Genomic DNA, 17745 nt, shown 5'->3' on the forward strand with positions numbered 1-17745 from the left:
GCGCCGCGGCGCCGACGTTCACCGACGGCTCGATGCCGAGGCAGCGGATCCCGCGGTCCACCACGTGCTTCAGCAGGTACCCGTCGTTGCTCGCGACCTCGACCACGAAGGCGTCGGGGCCGAGACCCACCCGCTGTACGGCGCCGGCGACGAACGTGCGCGCGTGCTCGACCCAGGAGGTCGAGTACGAGGAGAAGTACGCGTACTCCTTGAACGTCTCCTCCGGCGTGATCAGCGGAGGGATCTGCGCGAGCCAGCAGTCGGTGCAGACCCGCAGGTGCAGCGGGTACGCCGGTTCCGGCTCGTCCAGTTGGTCCGCGGCGAGAAAACTCTCACACGGCGGGGTCGCCCCCAGATCGACGACGCTCGCCAGCGCCGTCGAGCCGCAGAGTCGGCATCGTGTCATTTACTGCCCCCCATTGATTCCGACCGACCCGCGATCGCGGTGCGGTACTCCTCCACCAGGCGCTCAAGGCCGACGGCCGGGCTGAAGCCCTGCTCGTAACGGCGCCGGGCCGCCTGGCCCATTTCCCGGTTGCGGTCCGGCTCTGCCGTGATCCGGCGCAGGCAGGACGCCAGCGAGGCGGCCTCGCCCGGCCGGTGCAGCAGCCCGGTCACCCCTTCCTCGACGAGTTCGACGAAGGCGCCGTGACCGGCGGCGACGGCCGGGACCCCCGCCGCCATCGCCTCCGCGACCACCAGGCCGAACGTCTCCAGGGACATCGAGGGAGCCACCACGGCGACCGATCGCGCGATGGCCTGCCGGCACTGAGCCGGGTCGTACAGGCCGACGTACCGCACGTCGTCCCGGCCCGCCGCCCAGGCGGTCACTTCGGGTTCCAGTGGCCCCGCGCCGGCGATCACGAGCGGCACCCCCACACCGCCGTCCGCGGCGAGCCCGTCCCACGCGGCCATGAGCAGCCGCACGCCCTTGGCCTCCGCGAGCCGGCCGAGAAAGAGCAGATGCTCGCCGGCGCCCGCTCGGCGGGCGCCGGGGTCGGGCACGAAGTTGTGCTTCACCGCCAGCCGCTCGGCCGGCATGCCGGACCGCACCAGGATGTCGCGCTGCGCCGCGGATATGCAGAAGAACCGCTCCACGCCGGACCACCACCGCCGCCGGTTGACCGAAAGGCTGACCGCGAGCGGCACCGTCGCAAGCCGGGAGTTCCGGTAGCAGCCGTGCCGGACGGCGGGCAGCGACGCCGCCGACCCGACGCACTCGGTGCACGGCCGGCCGTCCCGATGCAGCGTGCCGGGCGGGCAGACCTGCGTGTAGTTGTGCAGCGTGGCGACGACGGGCACACCGGCGTCGGCGCAGGCGGCAAGCACCGCGGGCGACAGGAGCGGGAAGACATTGTGGACGTGCACCACGTCCGGCCCCTCGGCGCGGAGCCGGGCGGCGAGCTCCGCGCGGACCGCCGGGTTCCACGGCACGAGGAGCGGCACCGCGGCCTTGCCGAGCAGGGACCGGGCGGCGATGTCGTCGCTGCGCCGCTCGAACACGTCGACCCGGTGGCCGGCCGCGCGCAGCAGCCCCACCTCCTCGTCGACGACCCTGTTCTCCCCGCTCGGCTGCGCCGAGGAGTAGCGGTTGTGCACCACGAGGACGTGCATGGTCAGATCACCTCCCGGTTCCGGTCCCATCGCGGGATACGCCGTCGAGGGACTGCGGGCGTCGTCAGGGGCGTGGCCGCGGCAGGTGCCGCGAGGAGCGAGGCGGCCAGGGCCAGATGCAGCAGATACGGCGAGGCGTCGCCAAGCCCGGCCTCGGTGTACGACGAGATCGCGACGTAGCTGATCAGGAAGATCGCGCAGGCCCTCGGCAGCGATGGCGGGCGCAGCAGCGCGACACCGCCCAGCACGACGAGGATCGCCGCCACGAGGGCGACGCCGAGCAGACCCTGCTCGTTGTAAACGGCCAGCCAGCTGTTGTCGATCGGCAGCCCGCCGAACGACTTGTCGCCCAGGCCCACGCCGAACACCTTCTCCGGGATCGTCCGGGGCTCTGCCAGCAGGGCGTCCCAGACCTTGGCCCGACCGGTGAGGTTGGAGAAGTTCTCCTTGCTCTGTCCGCGCATGAACCACGCCTGCAGCGCGGAGGCGAACACCACCGCGGCCACCGTGGCGCACAGCACCGCCCAGGCGAAGAACCGGCGGGCGGCTGCGCTGGTCAGGATGAGCGAGCCGATCGCCAACGCCAACCCGATGAGCAGGCCGAGCATGGCCGTCCGGGTGTGGGTCATCGCGAGCAGGACGAATGCCGGCACGATGATCACGGCCGCGCCGGCCCCGGTGGTCCGGCGGCCCAGCAAGAGCAGCACGGTGAGCCCGATGATCACCGCGGAGTACTGTCCGATCTGCGGCGGGGTGAGCGGCCACAACGCGCCGACCAGGCGCCCGCCGTAGTACTCGGGCATGGCCGTGCCCGGTGAGATGGCCAGACCGGCGGCCACCGACCCGAGCGCCGCGAAGTACATCCGGATGTGGTACCGGACGAATCTCAGGCTGCCGTCCCACCAGCGGCTGAGCAGCCACAGCGTGCCGATGAAGAGAGCCAGCCGGGTGCAGCGGAACAGCGCACCGAACCCGACCTCCAGGTTCACGCTGGAGATCACACTCGGCACCAGCAGCAGGGTGAGTAGGAACACGAAGGCGCTGGGTCGGATGCGCAGCCGGAGATTGAGCACGAGCGCCAGCGCGAACGCGGAGACCAGCGCGCCCATGGTGGCCATCTGGATGAGGGAGCGGGGCAGCGTGACGATGGTCTTCGCCCCGGCCGAGCCAAGCGTGTTGAGGCCCAGCAACGCCCAGACGATCCAGACGGCCTTCGGCGTGCCGGCAGGGCGTTGTTCGGCACCGGGCTGCGTGCCCGCCGTATCCGGTCCGCCCGGCAGCCCACCGCGCATCGGGTCCCCGCCCATCTCAACCACCGGCCCGTGGTGCGAAGGTGCTGCCCGTGTCCTGCCGGTACGGCGGGCCCTGCCACTGCCCGGAGTCGAGCTTCCGGCCCGGGTCGTCGGCGACGAAGCTCCACGGTCCGCGGTAGACGTTGTCGTGCCAGCGGTTCCGCTGCTTGAGGGTGATCGCCTCGGCCACCCGCTTGCCCTTGTACGGCGACCAGTCCGGATAGGTGCCGTAGTTGGCGAGCACCGCCATACGGCCGCACTCCACCGTGCACTTGACGACGGACGTGTCCAGCACGAAGCGGTTGCCGTGGATGTCCACCCGCTGGGTCTTCCACCGGCAGTCGGCGTAGAGCGGTGCGGTGGCGATCGCCGGCTGCGCGCAGCGGCCGGTGTTCTTCACCAGCAACGTGCAGTAACCGGTCGAGGTGTTGGCCGGGCTGTTGCAGAACCGGTCGGCGTTTTCCCACAGGGTGATCCCGGACCAGTTGTTCTCCAGCACGTTCCGGTAGATCTCGATCTTGTCCGTGCGGGCCCGGACCCGTGGTTCGCCGCCGGCCTCGGACACGTAGATGGTCGCGTACGGGAAGTCGTCGCCGCGGGCGGCGTACTTGCGGCCCTCGACCCAGTTGTTCCGCCGGATCGTGTTGTTCCGGATGACCGCGTTGTAGCTGGTCTCGTACATCAGCGCGGCACCGTCGTTGGCCTCCAGCATGTTGTTCTCGATGCGGAAGTCGTTGTTGTTGTTGTCCGCCCACAACCCGGCTCCGCGGTTGTCGTGCACCCAGTTGCCGCGGATGTCGGCGCCGTTGACGGCCCAGAACTTGATGCCTCCGGTGCAGCCGCAGCCCGGCTGCCGCCGCTCCCAGTCGTCGGTGTTGTTGCCCACGATCTCGTTGCCCTCGACCACCAGGTCCTTGATGGAGTCGCCGGTCTTGTACGCGTTCATTCCGTACTGTCCATTGCCGCGCAGGCAGCTGGCGCGGACCTGCTGGTGAGCACCGGCCATCAGCCCGGCACCGGAGTTGTACTGGATCGTCGCGTGCTCGATCACCCATCCGTCGGCCATGTCGTGGTTGACCACGCCCTCGTTGTTCGGCGCGACGAAACCCTGCACGGTCAGGTAGCGGATGGTGACGTTGCGGGCGGTACCGCTGAACGCGTAGTTGTTGGTCTTCCGGCCGTCGAGCACCGCGCCCGGCGCGCCGAGGTAGGTGTTCCCCTCCTTGGTCATGACCTGGGCGTAGCGGTCCGGCTCGAGCCTGTGCTTGCCCGGTCGAAGCCAGAACGTGGTGTTCGGGGGGCTGCTCCTGGTCTTCGCAGCCAGGTCACCGACCACCGCGGGGTCGACCGTCACCGCGCCCGCCGGCGCCTTCGCCGGCCCGGCCGCGGGCTTGGCGCACACCCGGGCCACGGACGTGGAGTGCGCCCCGGACGTGGCTGGCCTACCGGTCGGCTCCGCGGGGGCATCCGACGTGCTCGTACAGCCGGTCGCCGCCAGCAGGACCAGCACCAGCGGTGCCGTCGGCAACGCCCAGTTCCGCCACTTGATCACCACGCGTCCTCCCTAGCCGCGGAACCTGAGCACGGTGATGAACTCCCCCAACAGCGCAGTGCCGTCGGCGAAGCCGGTGCCGACCAGCGTGGTGGCGGGTTCCTTGCGCCCGAAGCCGGGGGAGTACCAGCCCAGCGGCGGGTCGGTCTCGCCGCGGTGCGCCCGCCAGGACAGCTGCCCGGGCAGGTCGAGCACCGCGGAGCGGTCCTCGCCGTCCCGGGTCCAGATGAGCACGGCCCGGCTCCCCACCAGGTCCGCGGCGATCGCCGGGCCGAGGTGGAACGCCAGGTGCACGGCCCGGCGCGGGCCGCGCACCTCGTCGACCACCTTCAGCTCCTTGGCCGCGGCCGTCAGCTCCACCCGGCGGCGGTGCACGGAGGGCCGGTAACCGTCGTGCTCGGCACACCAGCGGGCCACACTCTCGTCGGATGTGTCCGCGACCAGGACGCGGCTGCGGGCATGCCGGATCCAGAGGAACGGGCCGCCGGAGACGGACTGGTCACCGCCGTCCAGTCGCAGGGTGTTGTGGCCGAGGGTCGACCGGAAGTACTGCCGCCACTGGGGCTGCCCGTGGTAGCAGAACGTCCCCGGGTCGGCGAGCACATCGACCCCGTCGTGCCGCACCTCCACGGACAGCGCGTCCGCGTGGGCGTGCGCGGCGATGGACAGGAAGCCGTGCGGACCGCCGTCGCAGCGGCACCAGATCCCCGCCGGACCGCGCAGGATGGTAAGCCCCGCGTCGGCGAAGTGGCCCGGGCGGCTTGCCGGGCGGGTCACAGCCGGCGCGGTTCCATTTTTCGAGTACGGCCGGATGAGTGCGGCAAGCAGCGGAGTGCGCACATCGGTGCCGGTCACCGCCGGCCACCAGGCGAGCCGGCCGAACACGGCGTCCCCGGTGGCCAGCAGCGAGGCCCAGCGGTCGGTGCCCGCGCCGTCCACGACCAGACCGTGCCCGTCGTCCGCGTCCCCCTGGCGCGGCGGCCGCAGGTGGCTGTCCACGATGGCCGCGAGCGCGTCGGTCATCCGCAGCAGCACCAGCCGGACCGACGCGGGGACCGGCACACCTGCGGCATCCGCCTCGGCCACCGCGGCCAGGCCGAGCTCCAGCACCAGTCCGTGATACTCGGTGGCCAGCTCCCGGTTGAGGCCGGAGTCGAAGGTGTTGCTGCGCAGATGGCGCTCCAGCGACCGCAGCGCGCCGGCTCGCCAACGCGCCGAGGAGGGGAACCACCCGAACGCGCAGGCCGCCGCGAACTGCCCGGCGGCCTCGGCGATGACGTGGTTGTTCGCCGAGGACCCCCGGCTGGGGAAGGCGGCCAGCCAGCGCTGGTGGTGCCAGATCTGGTGGAGCGCCACCGGGTTGCCCTCGAACAGCCCGGCCGCGCCCGGCCAGCCGTCGAGCAGCCGGCGGATCCACACCCAGGACAGCAGCCGGATCCCCAGCTCGATGCCGCTGATCCAGTGCACTCCGCGCAGCGGCGCGTTGGCCGCCCACCACCGCCGCAGGTGCTCGGCCACCCGCTCGGCGTACCGCTCGTTCCCCGTGATCGCGTAGGCGGCGGCGAGCACGGTGAGGTACTGGTGCCGGGACAGCTCCCAGATCTGCTTGATGTCCCCGACCGCGTCCTCGTTCCGGTACGGCACGTGGAAGGCGTAGCCCCACGGGGCCCGGCGCCCGGTCTTCGGGTCGTACCACCAGTCCGGGTCGGCCAGGTCGTCGCGGTCCACCCCGAAAAACTCGGCGTGCCCGGCCATCAGCCGGTCCGCCTCGGCGATGAGACGTTTCGCGGCGTCCGGTGGCACCGCGGCGATCGTCCCCGCGGGCAGTACCGCGGTGAAGCGGGCGCCGGTCACGCTCGGGCTGTCCGGCCGCGCCGACCGCCACCGCCGCCTGCGCACCGCGTCGCCCATCCGGCCGCCGACCTCCCGCGGCCCCATCCGGGACAGCCGCCGCAGGTACCAGCCCGGACTCCCCGAGCTCGCAGTCATCGCGCCCCCGTCAGCGTCACCGGCGCGCCGCCGACCAGGCCGGCCCGCACGGCGAGGGTGGCCGCCGTGGTGGCGACCAGCGACTCCAGCGGCACCGGCATCGGCCCGCCGGTCCGTACGGCCTTGACGAACGCGGCCAGCTCGGCGTTCTGGCCCTTGTCCCGGGCCTTGGGCAGCCGCGAACTGACCCACCGCTTGCGGCGGCCGTCGTACACAGCGGCACGGACGAAGTCGTCGAGCCGCAGCACCTTGCCGTCCGCGACCAGGTCCAGCGTCTCCTTGGGGAAGCCGGCCGCGCCGGTGGTGACGTAGCTGATGGTGGCGGTGGACCCGTCCGGGTAGCGCAGCACGACCTGAATGTCGCCGCTGCCCTCGTTGCCGGGCGTGGCGACCGCGTACACCGAGACCGGGTCGGCATCGAGCAGCCAGCTCGCCGTGTCGATGAAGTGCCCGCCCTCGCCGGCGAACCGCGAGCCCTCGGCGTCCTGTTGGAGGTACCAGCTGCCGTGGTCGAGCCGGCCCGCGTTGACCAGATAGCGGAGGCTCGCCGGCCCGGTGCGGGCGCCCAGCCGATTCCTGGCCTCCCGCAGCAGCGGCGCGAACCGGCGGTTGAAGCCCACCTGCAGCCGGTCGTTGCCGGACTCCTCCACCGCCGCGAGCACGCCGGCCAGTTCGTCCTGGTCAAGCGCCAACGGCTTCTCCACGAACACCGCCTTGCCGGCGAGCAGCGCCCTTCGGGTCAGTTCGGCGTGCGAGCTGTGGCGGGTGACCACGAACACCGCGTCGATGGACTTGTCGCCGAGTACGGCGTCGAGATCGGTGGTCGCCTCGGCGAAGCCGAACTTCCGCTGCGCGTTGGCCGCGGACAGCGCCGTCGTGGTGACGACGGTCGACAGCTCGACGCCGTCGTGCCGTGCCAGATGCGGCAGCAGCATCGACGTCGCGTAGTTTCCCGCGCCGACGAACGCAAGCCGTACCGGCGTCCCGGCGGTCCGGGCCGGGGTGGACACTCCGCTGCCGTGTCTCTTCACCGCGGGCACGGCCACCGCCGCTTCCCGCGCTTCCCTCGCTTCCGCGGTTTGGTTGGGGGGGCCGGGGTACCGGAACAGCACGGCCACGGCCTTCAGATCGCCGTCCTTCAGGCGCTGGTACGTCGTGACGGCGTCATCGAAGTCGGCTGTGTGGGAGACCAGGGGCTCCACGTCGACGCGGCCGCGGGCGACGAGATCGAGGAAGCACGCCAGGTTGCGGCGCTCGGTCCAGCGCACATAGCCGATCGGGTAGTCCCGCCCCTCCAGCTCGTACTCCGGGTCGTAGCGCCCGGGGCCGTAACTGCGGGAGAACCGGACGTCGAGCTCCTTCTCGTAGTACGCGTTCCACGGCAGGTCCAGGCGGCACTTGCCGATGTCGACGACCCGGCCGCGGTCCCGGCAGAGCCGGGCGGCCAGCTCGACGGGCTGGTTGCTGCCGCCGCCGGCGGCCAGGTACACCTGGTCCACGCCGTGACCGCCGGTGAGTTCGGCGACGGAGTTCTCCACGGCCGAGGACGCGGGATCGCCGCAGGCCGCCGCGCCCAGGCGCTCGGCGAGCTCGCAGCGCACCGGGTCGGGGTCGACCCCGATGACGTGGACTCCCGAGGCGGCAAGGAGCTGTACCACCAGCTGTCCGATCAGCCCGAGGCCGATGACCAGCGCCACCTCGCCGAGCTGTGACTCGCCGCGGCGGACGCCCTGCAACGCGATCGACCCGACGGTGCCGAAGGCCGCGTGCCGCGGCGCGAGGCCGTCCGGCACCCGGGCGTAGAGGTTCTTCGGCACCCAGTTCAGCTCGGCGTGCAACGCGTGCTCATTGCCGGCGCAGGCCACGACGTCACCGACCGCCACATCGTCGATCCCGGCGCCGACCTGCTCGACCACCCCGCACAGCGAGTAGCCCAGCGGCGTGTAGGAGTCCAGTTTGCCCATCACCTTGCGGTAGGTGGCCGGCACTCCGTTGGTGGCCACGCTCTGCACGACCTTGGCCACCTGGTCCGGGCGGGAACGGGCCTTGCCCAGCATCGACATGCCGGCCTCGGACACCTTCATGAGCTCGGTCCCGGTGGATATCAGCGAGTAGGCGCTGCGGACCAGCACACCGCCCGGCTTGCACCCCGGCACCGGAACGTCGAGCACAGCCAGCTCGCCGCTCTTGTAGTTCTGTACAACCTGTTTCACCCGAACTCCTCTGAATTCCTAAGCCGTTAACCGAGCGCTCTGGCCGGACCCAGAGGTCGCGTCGCGATACCAGTACTCGAGGGTCAGCACATGCCACAGATGCTTGGAGAAGTCCCGCTGCCCGGAGGCGTCCTCGGCGACCATCCGCGCCAGCGCATCGCGGCGCAGGAACCCGGAACGAACGAGCACGCCGTCGTTCACCACCTCGCGCACCAGCGGTGCCAGATCCCGGCTCATCCAGGCGCGCAGCGGGGCGCTGAACAGGCCCTTGGGCCGGTAGACGATCTCCCGGGGCAGGATCGAGGTGGCCGCCTCCTTGAGGACGGCCTTGCCCTGCCGCCCGACGATCTTGCGATCACCGGGCACGGCGAACGCAGCCTTGACCACCTCGACGTCCACGTACGGCACCCGCACCTCGGTCGACGCGGCCATGCTCGACCGGTCCGTGTAGGTGAGGTTCAGGCCCGGCAGGAACATCCGGGAGTCCCCCAGGCACATGCGGTTGACGAAGTCGTCGAGGTCGTTGTCCTGGTAGACGTCCGCATGCTCGGTGAGCACGTCCTCGACCGTCCCGGCCAGGTCCGGATCGACCAGGGCGAGCAGTTCGTCCTGGTCGTACATGGTGTAGCTGCGCCGGAACGCGGTCTCCTCCGGCAGATCGGCGAAGGAGAGGAACCGCTTCGCGAAGCGCACCGACCGGTACCCCCGGCGGGCCGTGGCGACAGGCAGCCGGTCCACGGCCCTGGACAGGCCGCGCCGCAGGGGCCGCGGGACGCGCTGGTAGCGCAGCGCGAGCAGGTTGGCCAGGTGCTTGCGGTAACCGGCGAACAGCTCGTCGGCACCCATCCCCGAGAGCATCACCTTGACCCCGGCCTCCCGGGCGGCCGAGCAGATCAGGAAAGTGTTGATCGCGGCGGGGTCGCCGATCGGCTCGTCCAGGTGGTACGTCATCTGCGGCAGCAGGTCGAGCACGTTAGGAGCGATCTCGATCTCATGCAGGTCGACGCCGAACCGCTCGGCCACCCGCCGGGCATAGCGCAGGTCGTCCGGCATCGCCTCGAACCTGGCGTCCTCGGCGCGGAACCCGATCGTGTAAGCGGAGATCCCGGGTTGGTGGCGGGCCGCCAGCGCGGTCAGGTAGCTGGAGTCAAGACCGCCGGAGAGGAAGGTCGCCACGGGTACGTCGGAGAGCAGGTGGCGCCGAGTCGACTCCTCGACGATGGCGGCCAGGTCCGGCTGCTCGCCGCTCCGGGCCCGCTCCCGGCCCTCGGCGGCGACGTCCTTCAGGTGCCAGAACCGGCCGCGCTCCACCCGGCCGTCAGGCCGGCACCGGAGCCAGCTCCCCGGCGGCAGCTTCTCCGCTTCGCGGAACGCGCACCGTGAGTCCGGCACCCAGTAGTACAGCAGCGAGGCCACCAGCGCCGCATGGTCCACCTGCAGCGACCCGCCGGTCACGGCGGCGAGCGCCTTGAGCTCGGAGGCGAACACCAGACCCTCGCCCCGCCGGAGCAGGAACAGCGGCTTGATGCCGAGCTGGTCGCGGGCGAGCACCAGGTCACCGGTTCGCTCGTCGAAGATCCCGAACGCGAACATGCCGCGCAGCCGGGGCAGGCAGTCCGTGCCCCAGCGCCGCCAGGCCTCCAGCAGCACCTCGGTGTCGGAGGTACCGCGGAAGCGCACCCCGGCGGCTGCCAGCTCGGCACGCAGCTCGGGCGCGTTGTACAGCTCGCCGTTGTACGTCAGGACGAGGCCGCCCGAGACCATCGGCTGGGCGCCGGTCTCGGACAGGTCGATGATGGCCAGCCGACGGTGCCCGAGGTGCACTTCGCCGTCACCGACGGGGTGGCTGTACCGGCCCGCCCCGTCCGGACCGCGATGGGCGAGGGTATCGGTGAGCCGGTCGGTCACGACCTTCCCGTCCGGCCATCGGTAAGTGCCTGCGATGCCACACATGTCCTACCGCGCCTCCTGGTCGTTGTCCGGGACCCGTGTGGCCCACATCGGCAGCCGCTCCGTCCGCCGCAGGCCCGTCCCGTTCTGTCGGGCCAGCCGCTCGTTCTGGCCGCGCAGCGCGGTGTGCAGCCCGTCCCACAGCGTGCCGTCGGTCCGGTCACGCGGATCGGGGTCGATCAACACCACACCGATCACCGGAATGCTTTGGTCCGCGAGCTGCCGCGCCACGGTGTGCAGCCATGCGGCGCTGCCGTGCCCGGCACGCACGACGAGCACGGTCTGAGTGCCGAGGTACTGGAGGTCGGTCCACGCCGTGCCGGGCGCCACCGAGCCGACGCCGAGCCGGCGCTCCTCGTGCGACACGTCCGCGGCGTCCTTGCCGCTGACCACGGTCGGGTCTCCTGGCTTCGGGCGGCGGTTGGCCAGCTGCGGGCCGGGCAGACCATCGACGACGGCCACTGGCCCCTCCGCCGCCAGCGCCCTGGCGACATCCAGCGCGATCACGCTCGTACTGCGCGCACAGCCCAGTTCCAGCAGCGACACCGGTTCCGCGGAGGCGCGCACGGTACGGGCCAGGGACGCGGTGAGCCTTGTCCGTGCCGCCCGGATCCGTCGGCGCTGCCACGGCCTGCCCGACCGGCGGGGCAGCTCCGCGATGACCGAGGCGCCCAGGTTCGCCGCGATCTCCCGGCGCAGCACGGGGCGGTCCGCCACCACCGTGCCGACCGCGGCCACCGCGAGCCCGAGGGCGAGCCCGAGGACGAGCCCGATCGCGGCGTTGGTGGCAGCGGTCTTGGGCAGGGAGTGCCGCACCGCGCGCGGGGCGTCCACGATCTGCGTGCCGGAGATGACCTTGGGCGTGCCGGTGCGCGCCTCCGCGGCGCGCTGGTCGAAGTCGGAGATGCGCGAGGCGAGCTCGGCCCGGCGGGCGAAGAGCGACTCGCTGCTCGCCGACGCTTTCGGGTCGCTTCCCGGCGGTCGGTCCGCGATTGCCTTGTTGACCCGGGCGAGCTCGTCCCGCATGCGGTCACGCTGGTCGAGCAGGGCCTTGGCCTCCGCCTTCGCGGCCTTCTGCATCCGTTCCACGTGGTCCGCGATGAACGCGTCGGCCAGCGCCTTGGCCCGGGCCACCGCTTCCGCGTCGGTGTCGCCTGTCACATCGATCTGCATCAGGTTGTTGGTCAAGCCGGTACCCCGGTAGTCCTTGATGAAGTCTTCCGGTTTTTCATGGGACTTGAGGGACTGCAGGGCCTTGCCGGCGATCCGCGTGGTCGCCAGCAGTTGGACGTCGGTGCGGATCAGCGTTCCGGTGTCGTTCGGCTGGTCCTCCTGATGCGCGACCAGCACCTTGGTCACCGCGGTCGGCGGCGGCGGCAGCAGGACCGCCACCGCCGCGCCGAGCAGCAGTCCAAGGAGCGCCAGGGAGCACCAGAGGCGGCGGCGCCTGCGCACCGCCACCACCAGCGCCTGCAGGTCAAGCAGCGGAGCGGCGGCCGACGGCTCCGAAGTCTTGCTCGTCGTCACACAGAACCCCCCGTCGCGTGGCCGCGAACCGCGAGCGCCACAGTGGCGTCGTCCGGAGGATGGCCGGCAGCCCGCGTCGGACGGGCCCGGACCGTGACGGCGAGGACGACGCCGACGACCTCATGCCCTGCGTCCGCACACGCCTCGGCGATGCCGGCGAGCTCCTCCGCGGTCCAGCTGCCCGCGCTGAGCACGACCAGGGCGCCGGACTCGGTGTCGCGGTCCGGCACCATCGGCCGGTCCACCGAAACGCCGACCACCCGTAGCAGCGGACCGCTCTCGGCCTCGGCGACGAGTTGTCCGGCGGCCCGGCGGGCGGTCTCGTCGCCGTCCGGTACGACAACCAGGAGCCGCCGGGGGGCCGGCAGCTGGTCCCGGAGGCGGGCGCACATCCGCCGGTAACGGATCTGCCTGCCGGCCTCGTCGCCGGACGTCTGCGGGGTCGGCATGTCCCACCGGATGTCGACGCCCAGCAGCCAGCGGATCCGGGCCCGCGGGCCACGGCCTTCCGGCCGGTGCGCGCGCCGTTCACCAGGTACGTCGACGGTACCCAGCAGCACCGAGCCCAGCGCCGCGGCGATCTCCGGTTCGGTGCGCAGCCGGCGATTCATCCGTGCGGCGGCGAGATGGCCGATGACCGCGAGCAGGAAGAACAGCAGCGCTCCCGAGACGATGAGCTGCGTCCTCGTCGGCGGTGCCTCGCCGGCCGGCCGGGCCGCCGGCCCCATGACGACCATGCCGGCCTTGTTGGCCGCCGGGTCGGCCTCGTCCAGCTTCTTCATGGCCTCCTGCAACGCGGTGCGCAACTTCTCCAGCTCGGTGCGGGCCTGCACGCTCTCCACGGTCTGCCCCGGATCGGCCGCATTGGCCAGGTCGGTGATGCGGCGGTTGGTCTCCGCCACCTTCTGCCGCAGCGCCTCGGACCCCGTAGCCGCTTCGGGGTCGGTGCTGCCGCCTGCGATCCGCGCGGCGAATCTGACCAGTTCCTGGGCCACTTGGTCGGCGAGCTGCTGCGCGCGCGCCGGGGTGTCCGCTGTACCCGAGATCTTGATGATGTTCCCGTCGGCGGCCTTGGCGCTCACCTGATCCCGCAGCTCGCCGCCGCTGACGCCCTTCCAGCCGAGCGTGGCGGCCGCGCGGTCGACCACCGCCGAACTGGTCGCGATGTCCACCTGAGTCAGCAGCTCGCGCTCTTCCCACTGCCCCGGCAGCAGTACCGATGCCGACGTCGTGTAGCGCGGCGGAAACAGCAAAGAGGTGCCGTAGCCGACGAGCGCACCCACCACGGCGAGGATGGTGAGCAGCCGCCGGCGCCGACGGATAATCCGCCCGATCGTGACCAGGCGTATCGTGTCCTCGCTCAACGGCGCGGCTTCCTCCCTGCCCGGTCCGGGCCGCCCGCCGACACCGGAGCGTGGTCACGGCAGGCAGCGGCGTAGGCGGCGAGCAGCGCCGCCTGCGAGTTCCGCCAGGAGAGCGGCCCGCTGACCCGCTCCTGGCCGATCTTGCCCATCCGGGCCCGCTTCTCCGGATCGTCAAGCAGCAGCTCGATGAGGACCGCGAACTCGGCCTCGTCGTTGGCGGGCGCGTAGACGGCGGCCTCACCGGCGGAGACTCGCGCCTCCCGGAGGTCGAACGAGACGATCGGCCGGCCCATCGCCATGTACTCCAGGACCTTGTTCATGGTCGACACGTCGTTGAGCGGATTGCGCGGGTCGGGGGATAGGCACACGTCCGCGGTGGACAGGTAGCGCACCAGGTCGGCGTCCGGAATGCGCCCGGTGAACTGCACCTGCTCCGAGAGCCCGAGCCGCCGGGACAGCTCCACCATCGCGTCGAAGGCGTCACCGCCGCCGACGAACACCGCATGCCAGTCGGTCCGCCCGAGCTTGTCGCGCAGCTTCGCAAGGGCCCGCAGGGCGTAGTCGACGCCGTCCTGAGGGCCCATGACGCCGAGGTAACACAGCAGATGAGGCTTGCCGCGCTTCAACTCCGGCTCGGGCGGCACCGGTTGGAACCGGTCGATCGCAGGTGCGCTGCGCACCACGAAGACATCCTCCGGCCGACGGCCGCCACGGCGTATCGCGACGTCCCGGTAGCTCTCGTTCGTGGCGAGCACGACGTCCGCGGCCCGGTAGGTCCGCCGTTCCAGCGCGCACACGGCGCGGTAGAGCAGATCCTTGCCGCGGTCGAACCGGGAGAGGTACAGCTCGGGTACCAGGTCGTGCTGGTCGAAGACGAACCGCGCGCCGCGCCGCTTCAGCCACAGTGCCGGCAGGAACAGCAGGTCGGGCGGGTTGCAGGCGTGGACCACGTCGACCGGGCCGACCTTCCGGGCCAGCCGGGCCGTATGCCACAGAGCCGATCCGTACTCCCGCAGGTAGCCGACCGGCCCTCCGGTGGCCGCGCGCAACGGGTAGCGGTGGATCCGCACCCCGTCGATCTCCGCCTCCGGCTCCGTATCCCGCTTTGTCCCCTGGGGACAGATGACGTGCACCTTCCAGCCCGCGTCGCGCAGCGTCGTGCACTCCTGCCACACCCGCCGGTCGAACGGCACCGACAGGTTCTCCACCAGGATCAGCGCGCGCCGGTCCGGCCGGTCGCCGCTGACTGTGTCACCGAACGATGTGTCACCAAGCAAGGCCCATGTACCCCGGTTCGGCCCGGCGCGCCTCGGCGTCGGGAAGGCGGATGAGGTCGACGATCACCGGGCCGTCGCCATGCGGCAGCGCCGACAGCACGGCCGGATCTCTGGTCCCGACCAGGCACACCTCGGCGTGCTCGAGCACCTCGTCGACGGAGTCCGCGAGCAGCTGCGCGAGGTGCGGCAGCCGGTTCTCGATGTACTCGCGGTTCGCGCCGATCAGCCGGGAGAGGCTCACGTTGGCGTCGTGGATCCGCAGGTCGTACCCCTTGCCGAAGAGCTTCTCCGCCAGCTCGACGAGCGGACTCTCGCGGAGGTCGTCGGTGCCGGGTTTGAAGGACAGCCCGAACAGGCCCACCCGGCGCTTGCCGGTGCGCTCGACCAGGTCCACCGCGCGCTGCAGATGGTCGGAGTTGGAAGGCAGCACGTGGGACAGGATGGGCACCGAGACGTCGGCCCGCTGTGCCGCGTGCACCAGGCTGCGCAGGTCCTTGGGCAGGCAGGAGCCACCGAAGGCGAAGCCGGGCCGCAGGTAGGCGGGGCTGATGTTCAGCTTGCGGTCGGCCAGGAACACGTCCATCACCTGGTGCGAGTCCACCCCGAGCGCCTGGCACACCGCGCCCAGCTCGTTCGCGAAGCCGATCTTGAGGCCGTGGAACGCGTTGTCCGCGTACTTGATCGCCTCGGCCGTCGGGACCGGCACCCGGAACACCTCGCCGGGCAAGCCGTCGTACAGCGCCGTCACCGCATCGCCGCTCGCCGGGTCGAGCTCGCCGATGACGGTCTTGGGCGGGTCGAAGAAGTCCCGCACGCTTGTGCCCTCGCGCAGGAACTCCGGGTTGACCGCGACCCCGATGTCCACCCCGGCCGTGCCGCCGACGTACTTCTCCAGGATCGGTACCAGCAGGTTCAGGCAGGTGCCGGGGAGCATGGTGCTGCGGAACACGACGGTGTGCCGCCCACTGCGCCCACTGCGATCCGTCAGCGCGGCGCCGATCTGCTCGGTGACCCGCTCCAAGTACGTTGTGCACAGGCTGCCGTTGGGCTCCGACGGCGTGCCCACGCAGACCAGCGACACCTCACTGCCCATGATCGCCTCGTGGACGTCGCGGGTAGCGCGTAACGCTCCGGTCCGCACGACCTCGGCGATGAGCTCGCCGATCCGCTCCTCGACCACCGGGGCCTTGCCGCCGTTGACCAGGTCGACCTTCACCTGGTTGACGTCCACCCCGATGACCTCGTGACCCAGGCTCGCCAGGCACGCGGCCGACACGCAGCCCACGTAGCCGAGCCCGAAAACGCTGACTCTCATGACCCGTTCCTCCCCCCAGGCAGGCCCTTGTGGCCTGCCGTCCGCTCGCCGGCGGGACCGCCCCGTTGCAGTCCCCCGCGCATCAGTAGGCCCCCTGCCCATGGAGCACCGCACGCAGCGTCTTCCACAAGATCACTGTGTCCAGGGCGAGCGACCAGTCCTCCACGTACCGCAGGTCGAGGCGGACCGCCTCCTCCCACGGCAGATCGCTGCGTCCGCTGATCTGCCACAGGCCGGTGAGCCCGGGCTTGACCAGCAGCCGCCGCCGGATGTCCGGGCCGTACGCAGCGGACTCCTCCGGTAGCGGAGGCCGCGGGCCGACGAGCGACATCGATCCGGTGAGCACGTTGAAAAGCTGCGGGAGCTCGTCGATCGAGTACCGGCGCAACACTGCTCCCACCCGGGTCACCCGCGGATCCCGGCGGAGCTTGAACAGCAGGCCTGCGCCCTCGTTGCGGTCGGCCAGCTCGGCACGTGCCCGGTCAGCCCCGGCGACCATGGTGCGGAACTTGAGAATGGTGAACTCGCGGCCGTCCTTGCCGACCCTGCGCTGGCGGTAGAACGCCCCACCCCGACTGTCCACCAGCACGAGCAGCCCGACGAACACCATCAGCGGCGCGAACAGCAACAGCAGGATCGCTGCGCCCATCCGGTCGACGACCTCTTTGACCGCCCGGCGGCCACCGGTGAAGGTCGGCATGCTGACCCGCAGCAGCGGGATCCCGAGCACCGCGTCGACGTGCAGCCGCGGGCCGGCCACCTCCATCAGTACGGGGGCCACGACCATCTCGGCTTCGCTGCCTTCGAGGTTCCAGGCCAGCCGCTGCAGCCGGTCCGGTGACCAGTGCGGGTCCGGTGTGACCGCGACGACACGGTAGCCGTCGTGGCGGACGTGCTTGGCGACGTCCGTCAGTTGGCCGACGACCGGCACTCCGTCCAGTTGGTCACCGTCGAGCCCACGACCGTCGGTCGTGCACACTGCCTCCACCCGCCAGCCGAGGTGCGGGAACTTGCGGGTTCGGGTGATCAGGTCGCGCACGGTGGCCGGGCTCCCGGCAGCGAGCACCGGTCTCAGGCACCGTCCTTCCTTCCGCTGTCTGTGCAGCCAGAGGCGGAGCAGATACCGCGCGGTCATGGTGATGAGCGCGATCGCGGGGATCGCGACGAAGATCCAGAGCTTGATGTTGCGCGAGGTGAGGGCGATCCCGCCGAGCGCCAGTACGACGGTCGCCGTGAACAGTGAGCGTCCGAGCCGGCGGAATTCCTCGGCGCCCTGGCCGAGTACGGCCGGAGCCCACGACCGGCTCACCGCTAGCGCCCCCAGCACCAGCAGCTCGGTGCCGAATGCGAGAATGCCCCACTTCTCGTGCCAGTTGGCCGCGTCCCGGACCCCGAAGAAGTTGCCGATCGCCGCCACCACGCAGGCGGTGGCCACCGTATCGCTGGTGATCACGGTACGGCGGTATCGCTGCTCCCAGTCGATCGCGGGCTGGCTGATTGCCCCGTCCGTCAGACGCCCGCGCGCTGACGGAAACGGGCTGACTAATCCCCCTCGCCGCACAGAACCCCCCAGGTCCCCAGTGGTTCGACGTGTTCGCCTAACACTGTTGCTCCCCCCTCGGGAGGCCCCCGCCTCCCGTACTGTTCCTCCC

The 17745-nt window shown here is 71.3% G+C and carries 12 protein-coding genes; all 12 read right to left on the minus strand.

Annotation, left to right across the window (positions count from 1 at the left end; all coding sequences use genetic code 11):
• The coding region (locus tag CCN51_RS38375) for a class I SAM-dependent methyltransferase (RefSeq protein ID WP_425444789.1) at window positions 1–406 on the minus strand (406 nt) is incomplete at its 3' end.
• Window positions 403–1614 (minus strand): glycosyltransferase, encoded by a 1212-nt coding sequence (locus tag CCN51_RS38380; protein ID WP_014182117.1) that lies wholly within the window; start codon window positions 1612–1614, stop codon window positions 403–405. The genes CCN51_RS38380 and CCN51_RS38375, both read right to left, overlap by 4 nt.
• 2 nt (window positions 1615–1616) lie before the next feature.
• Window positions 1617–2921 carry a membrane protein gene (locus CCN51_RS38385; RefSeq protein ID WP_043488276.1) on the minus strand — a complete coding sequence of 435 codons (1305 nt, stop codon included), beginning with the start codon at window positions 2919–2921 and terminating at the stop codon, window positions 1617–1619.
• A 1-nt stretch (window position 2922) separates the two neighbouring features.
• Window positions 2923–4461, minus strand: a complete 1539-nt coding sequence (locus CCN51_RS38390; RefSeq protein WP_086860639.1) for a right-handed parallel beta-helix repeat-containing protein — start codon at window positions 4459–4461, stop codon at window positions 2923–2925.
• A 9-nt stretch (window positions 4462–4470) separates the two neighbouring features.
• Window positions 4471–6447, minus strand: a complete 1977-nt coding sequence (locus CCN51_RS38395) for an alginate lyase family protein (protein WP_043488270.1) — start codon at window positions 6445–6447, stop codon at window positions 4471–4473.
• On the minus strand, window positions 6444–8660 hold the full coding sequence (locus tag CCN51_RS38400; protein WP_014182113.1) for a bi-domain-containing oxidoreductase: 2217 nt from the start codon (window positions 8658–8660) through the stop codon (window positions 6444–6446). The genes CCN51_RS38395 and CCN51_RS38400 overlap by 4 nt, the downstream gene beginning before the upstream one ends.
• Before the next feature lie 18 nt (window positions 8661–8678).
• On the minus strand, window positions 8679–10613 hold the full coding sequence (gene asnB / locus CCN51_RS38405) for an asparagine synthase (glutamine-hydrolyzing) (protein WP_014182112.1): 1935 nt from the start codon (window positions 10611–10613) through the stop codon (window positions 8679–8681).
• Between the two features lie 3 nt (window positions 10614–10616).
• Window positions 10617–12137: a Wzz/FepE/Etk N-terminal domain-containing protein gene (locus CCN51_RS38410; RefSeq protein WP_014182111.1), complete on the minus strand. Its 1521-nt coding sequence runs from the start codon at window positions 12135–12137 to the stop codon at window positions 10617–10619.
• Window positions 12134–13501 carry a Wzz/FepE/Etk N-terminal domain-containing protein gene (locus CCN51_RS38415; RefSeq protein ID WP_014182110.1) on the minus strand — a complete coding sequence of 456 codons (1368 nt, stop codon included), beginning with the start codon at window positions 13499–13501 and terminating at the stop codon, window positions 12134–12136. The genes CCN51_RS38410 and CCN51_RS38415 overlap by 4 nt, the downstream gene beginning before the upstream one ends.
• Window positions 13498–14778, minus strand: a complete 1281-nt coding sequence (locus CCN51_RS38420; RefSeq protein ID WP_014182109.1) for a glycosyltransferase family 4 protein — start codon at window positions 14776–14778, stop codon at window positions 13498–13500. Before CCN51_RS38420 ends, CCN51_RS38415 begins: the two co-directional genes overlap by 4 nt.
• Entirely contained in the window at window positions 14768–16093 is a 1326-nt protein-coding gene (locus CCN51_RS38425; protein WP_014182108.1) for a nucleotide sugar dehydrogenase, read from the minus strand. Before CCN51_RS38425 ends, CCN51_RS38420 begins: the two co-directional genes overlap by 11 nt.
• Window positions 16094–16175: 82 nt before the next feature.
• Complete coding sequence (locus tag CCN51_RS38430; protein ID WP_078610802.1) at window positions 16176–17654, minus strand: sugar transferase; 1479 nt, start codon at window positions 17652–17654, stop codon at window positions 16176–16178.
• Between the last annotated feature and the right edge of the window lie 91 nt (window positions 17655–17745).

The organism is Streptomyces milbemycinicus (genome assembly GCF_002154605.1).
Taxonomy (GTDB): Bacteria; Actinomycetota; Actinomycetes; order Streptomycetales; family Streptomycetaceae; genus Streptomyces; species Streptomyces milbemycinicus.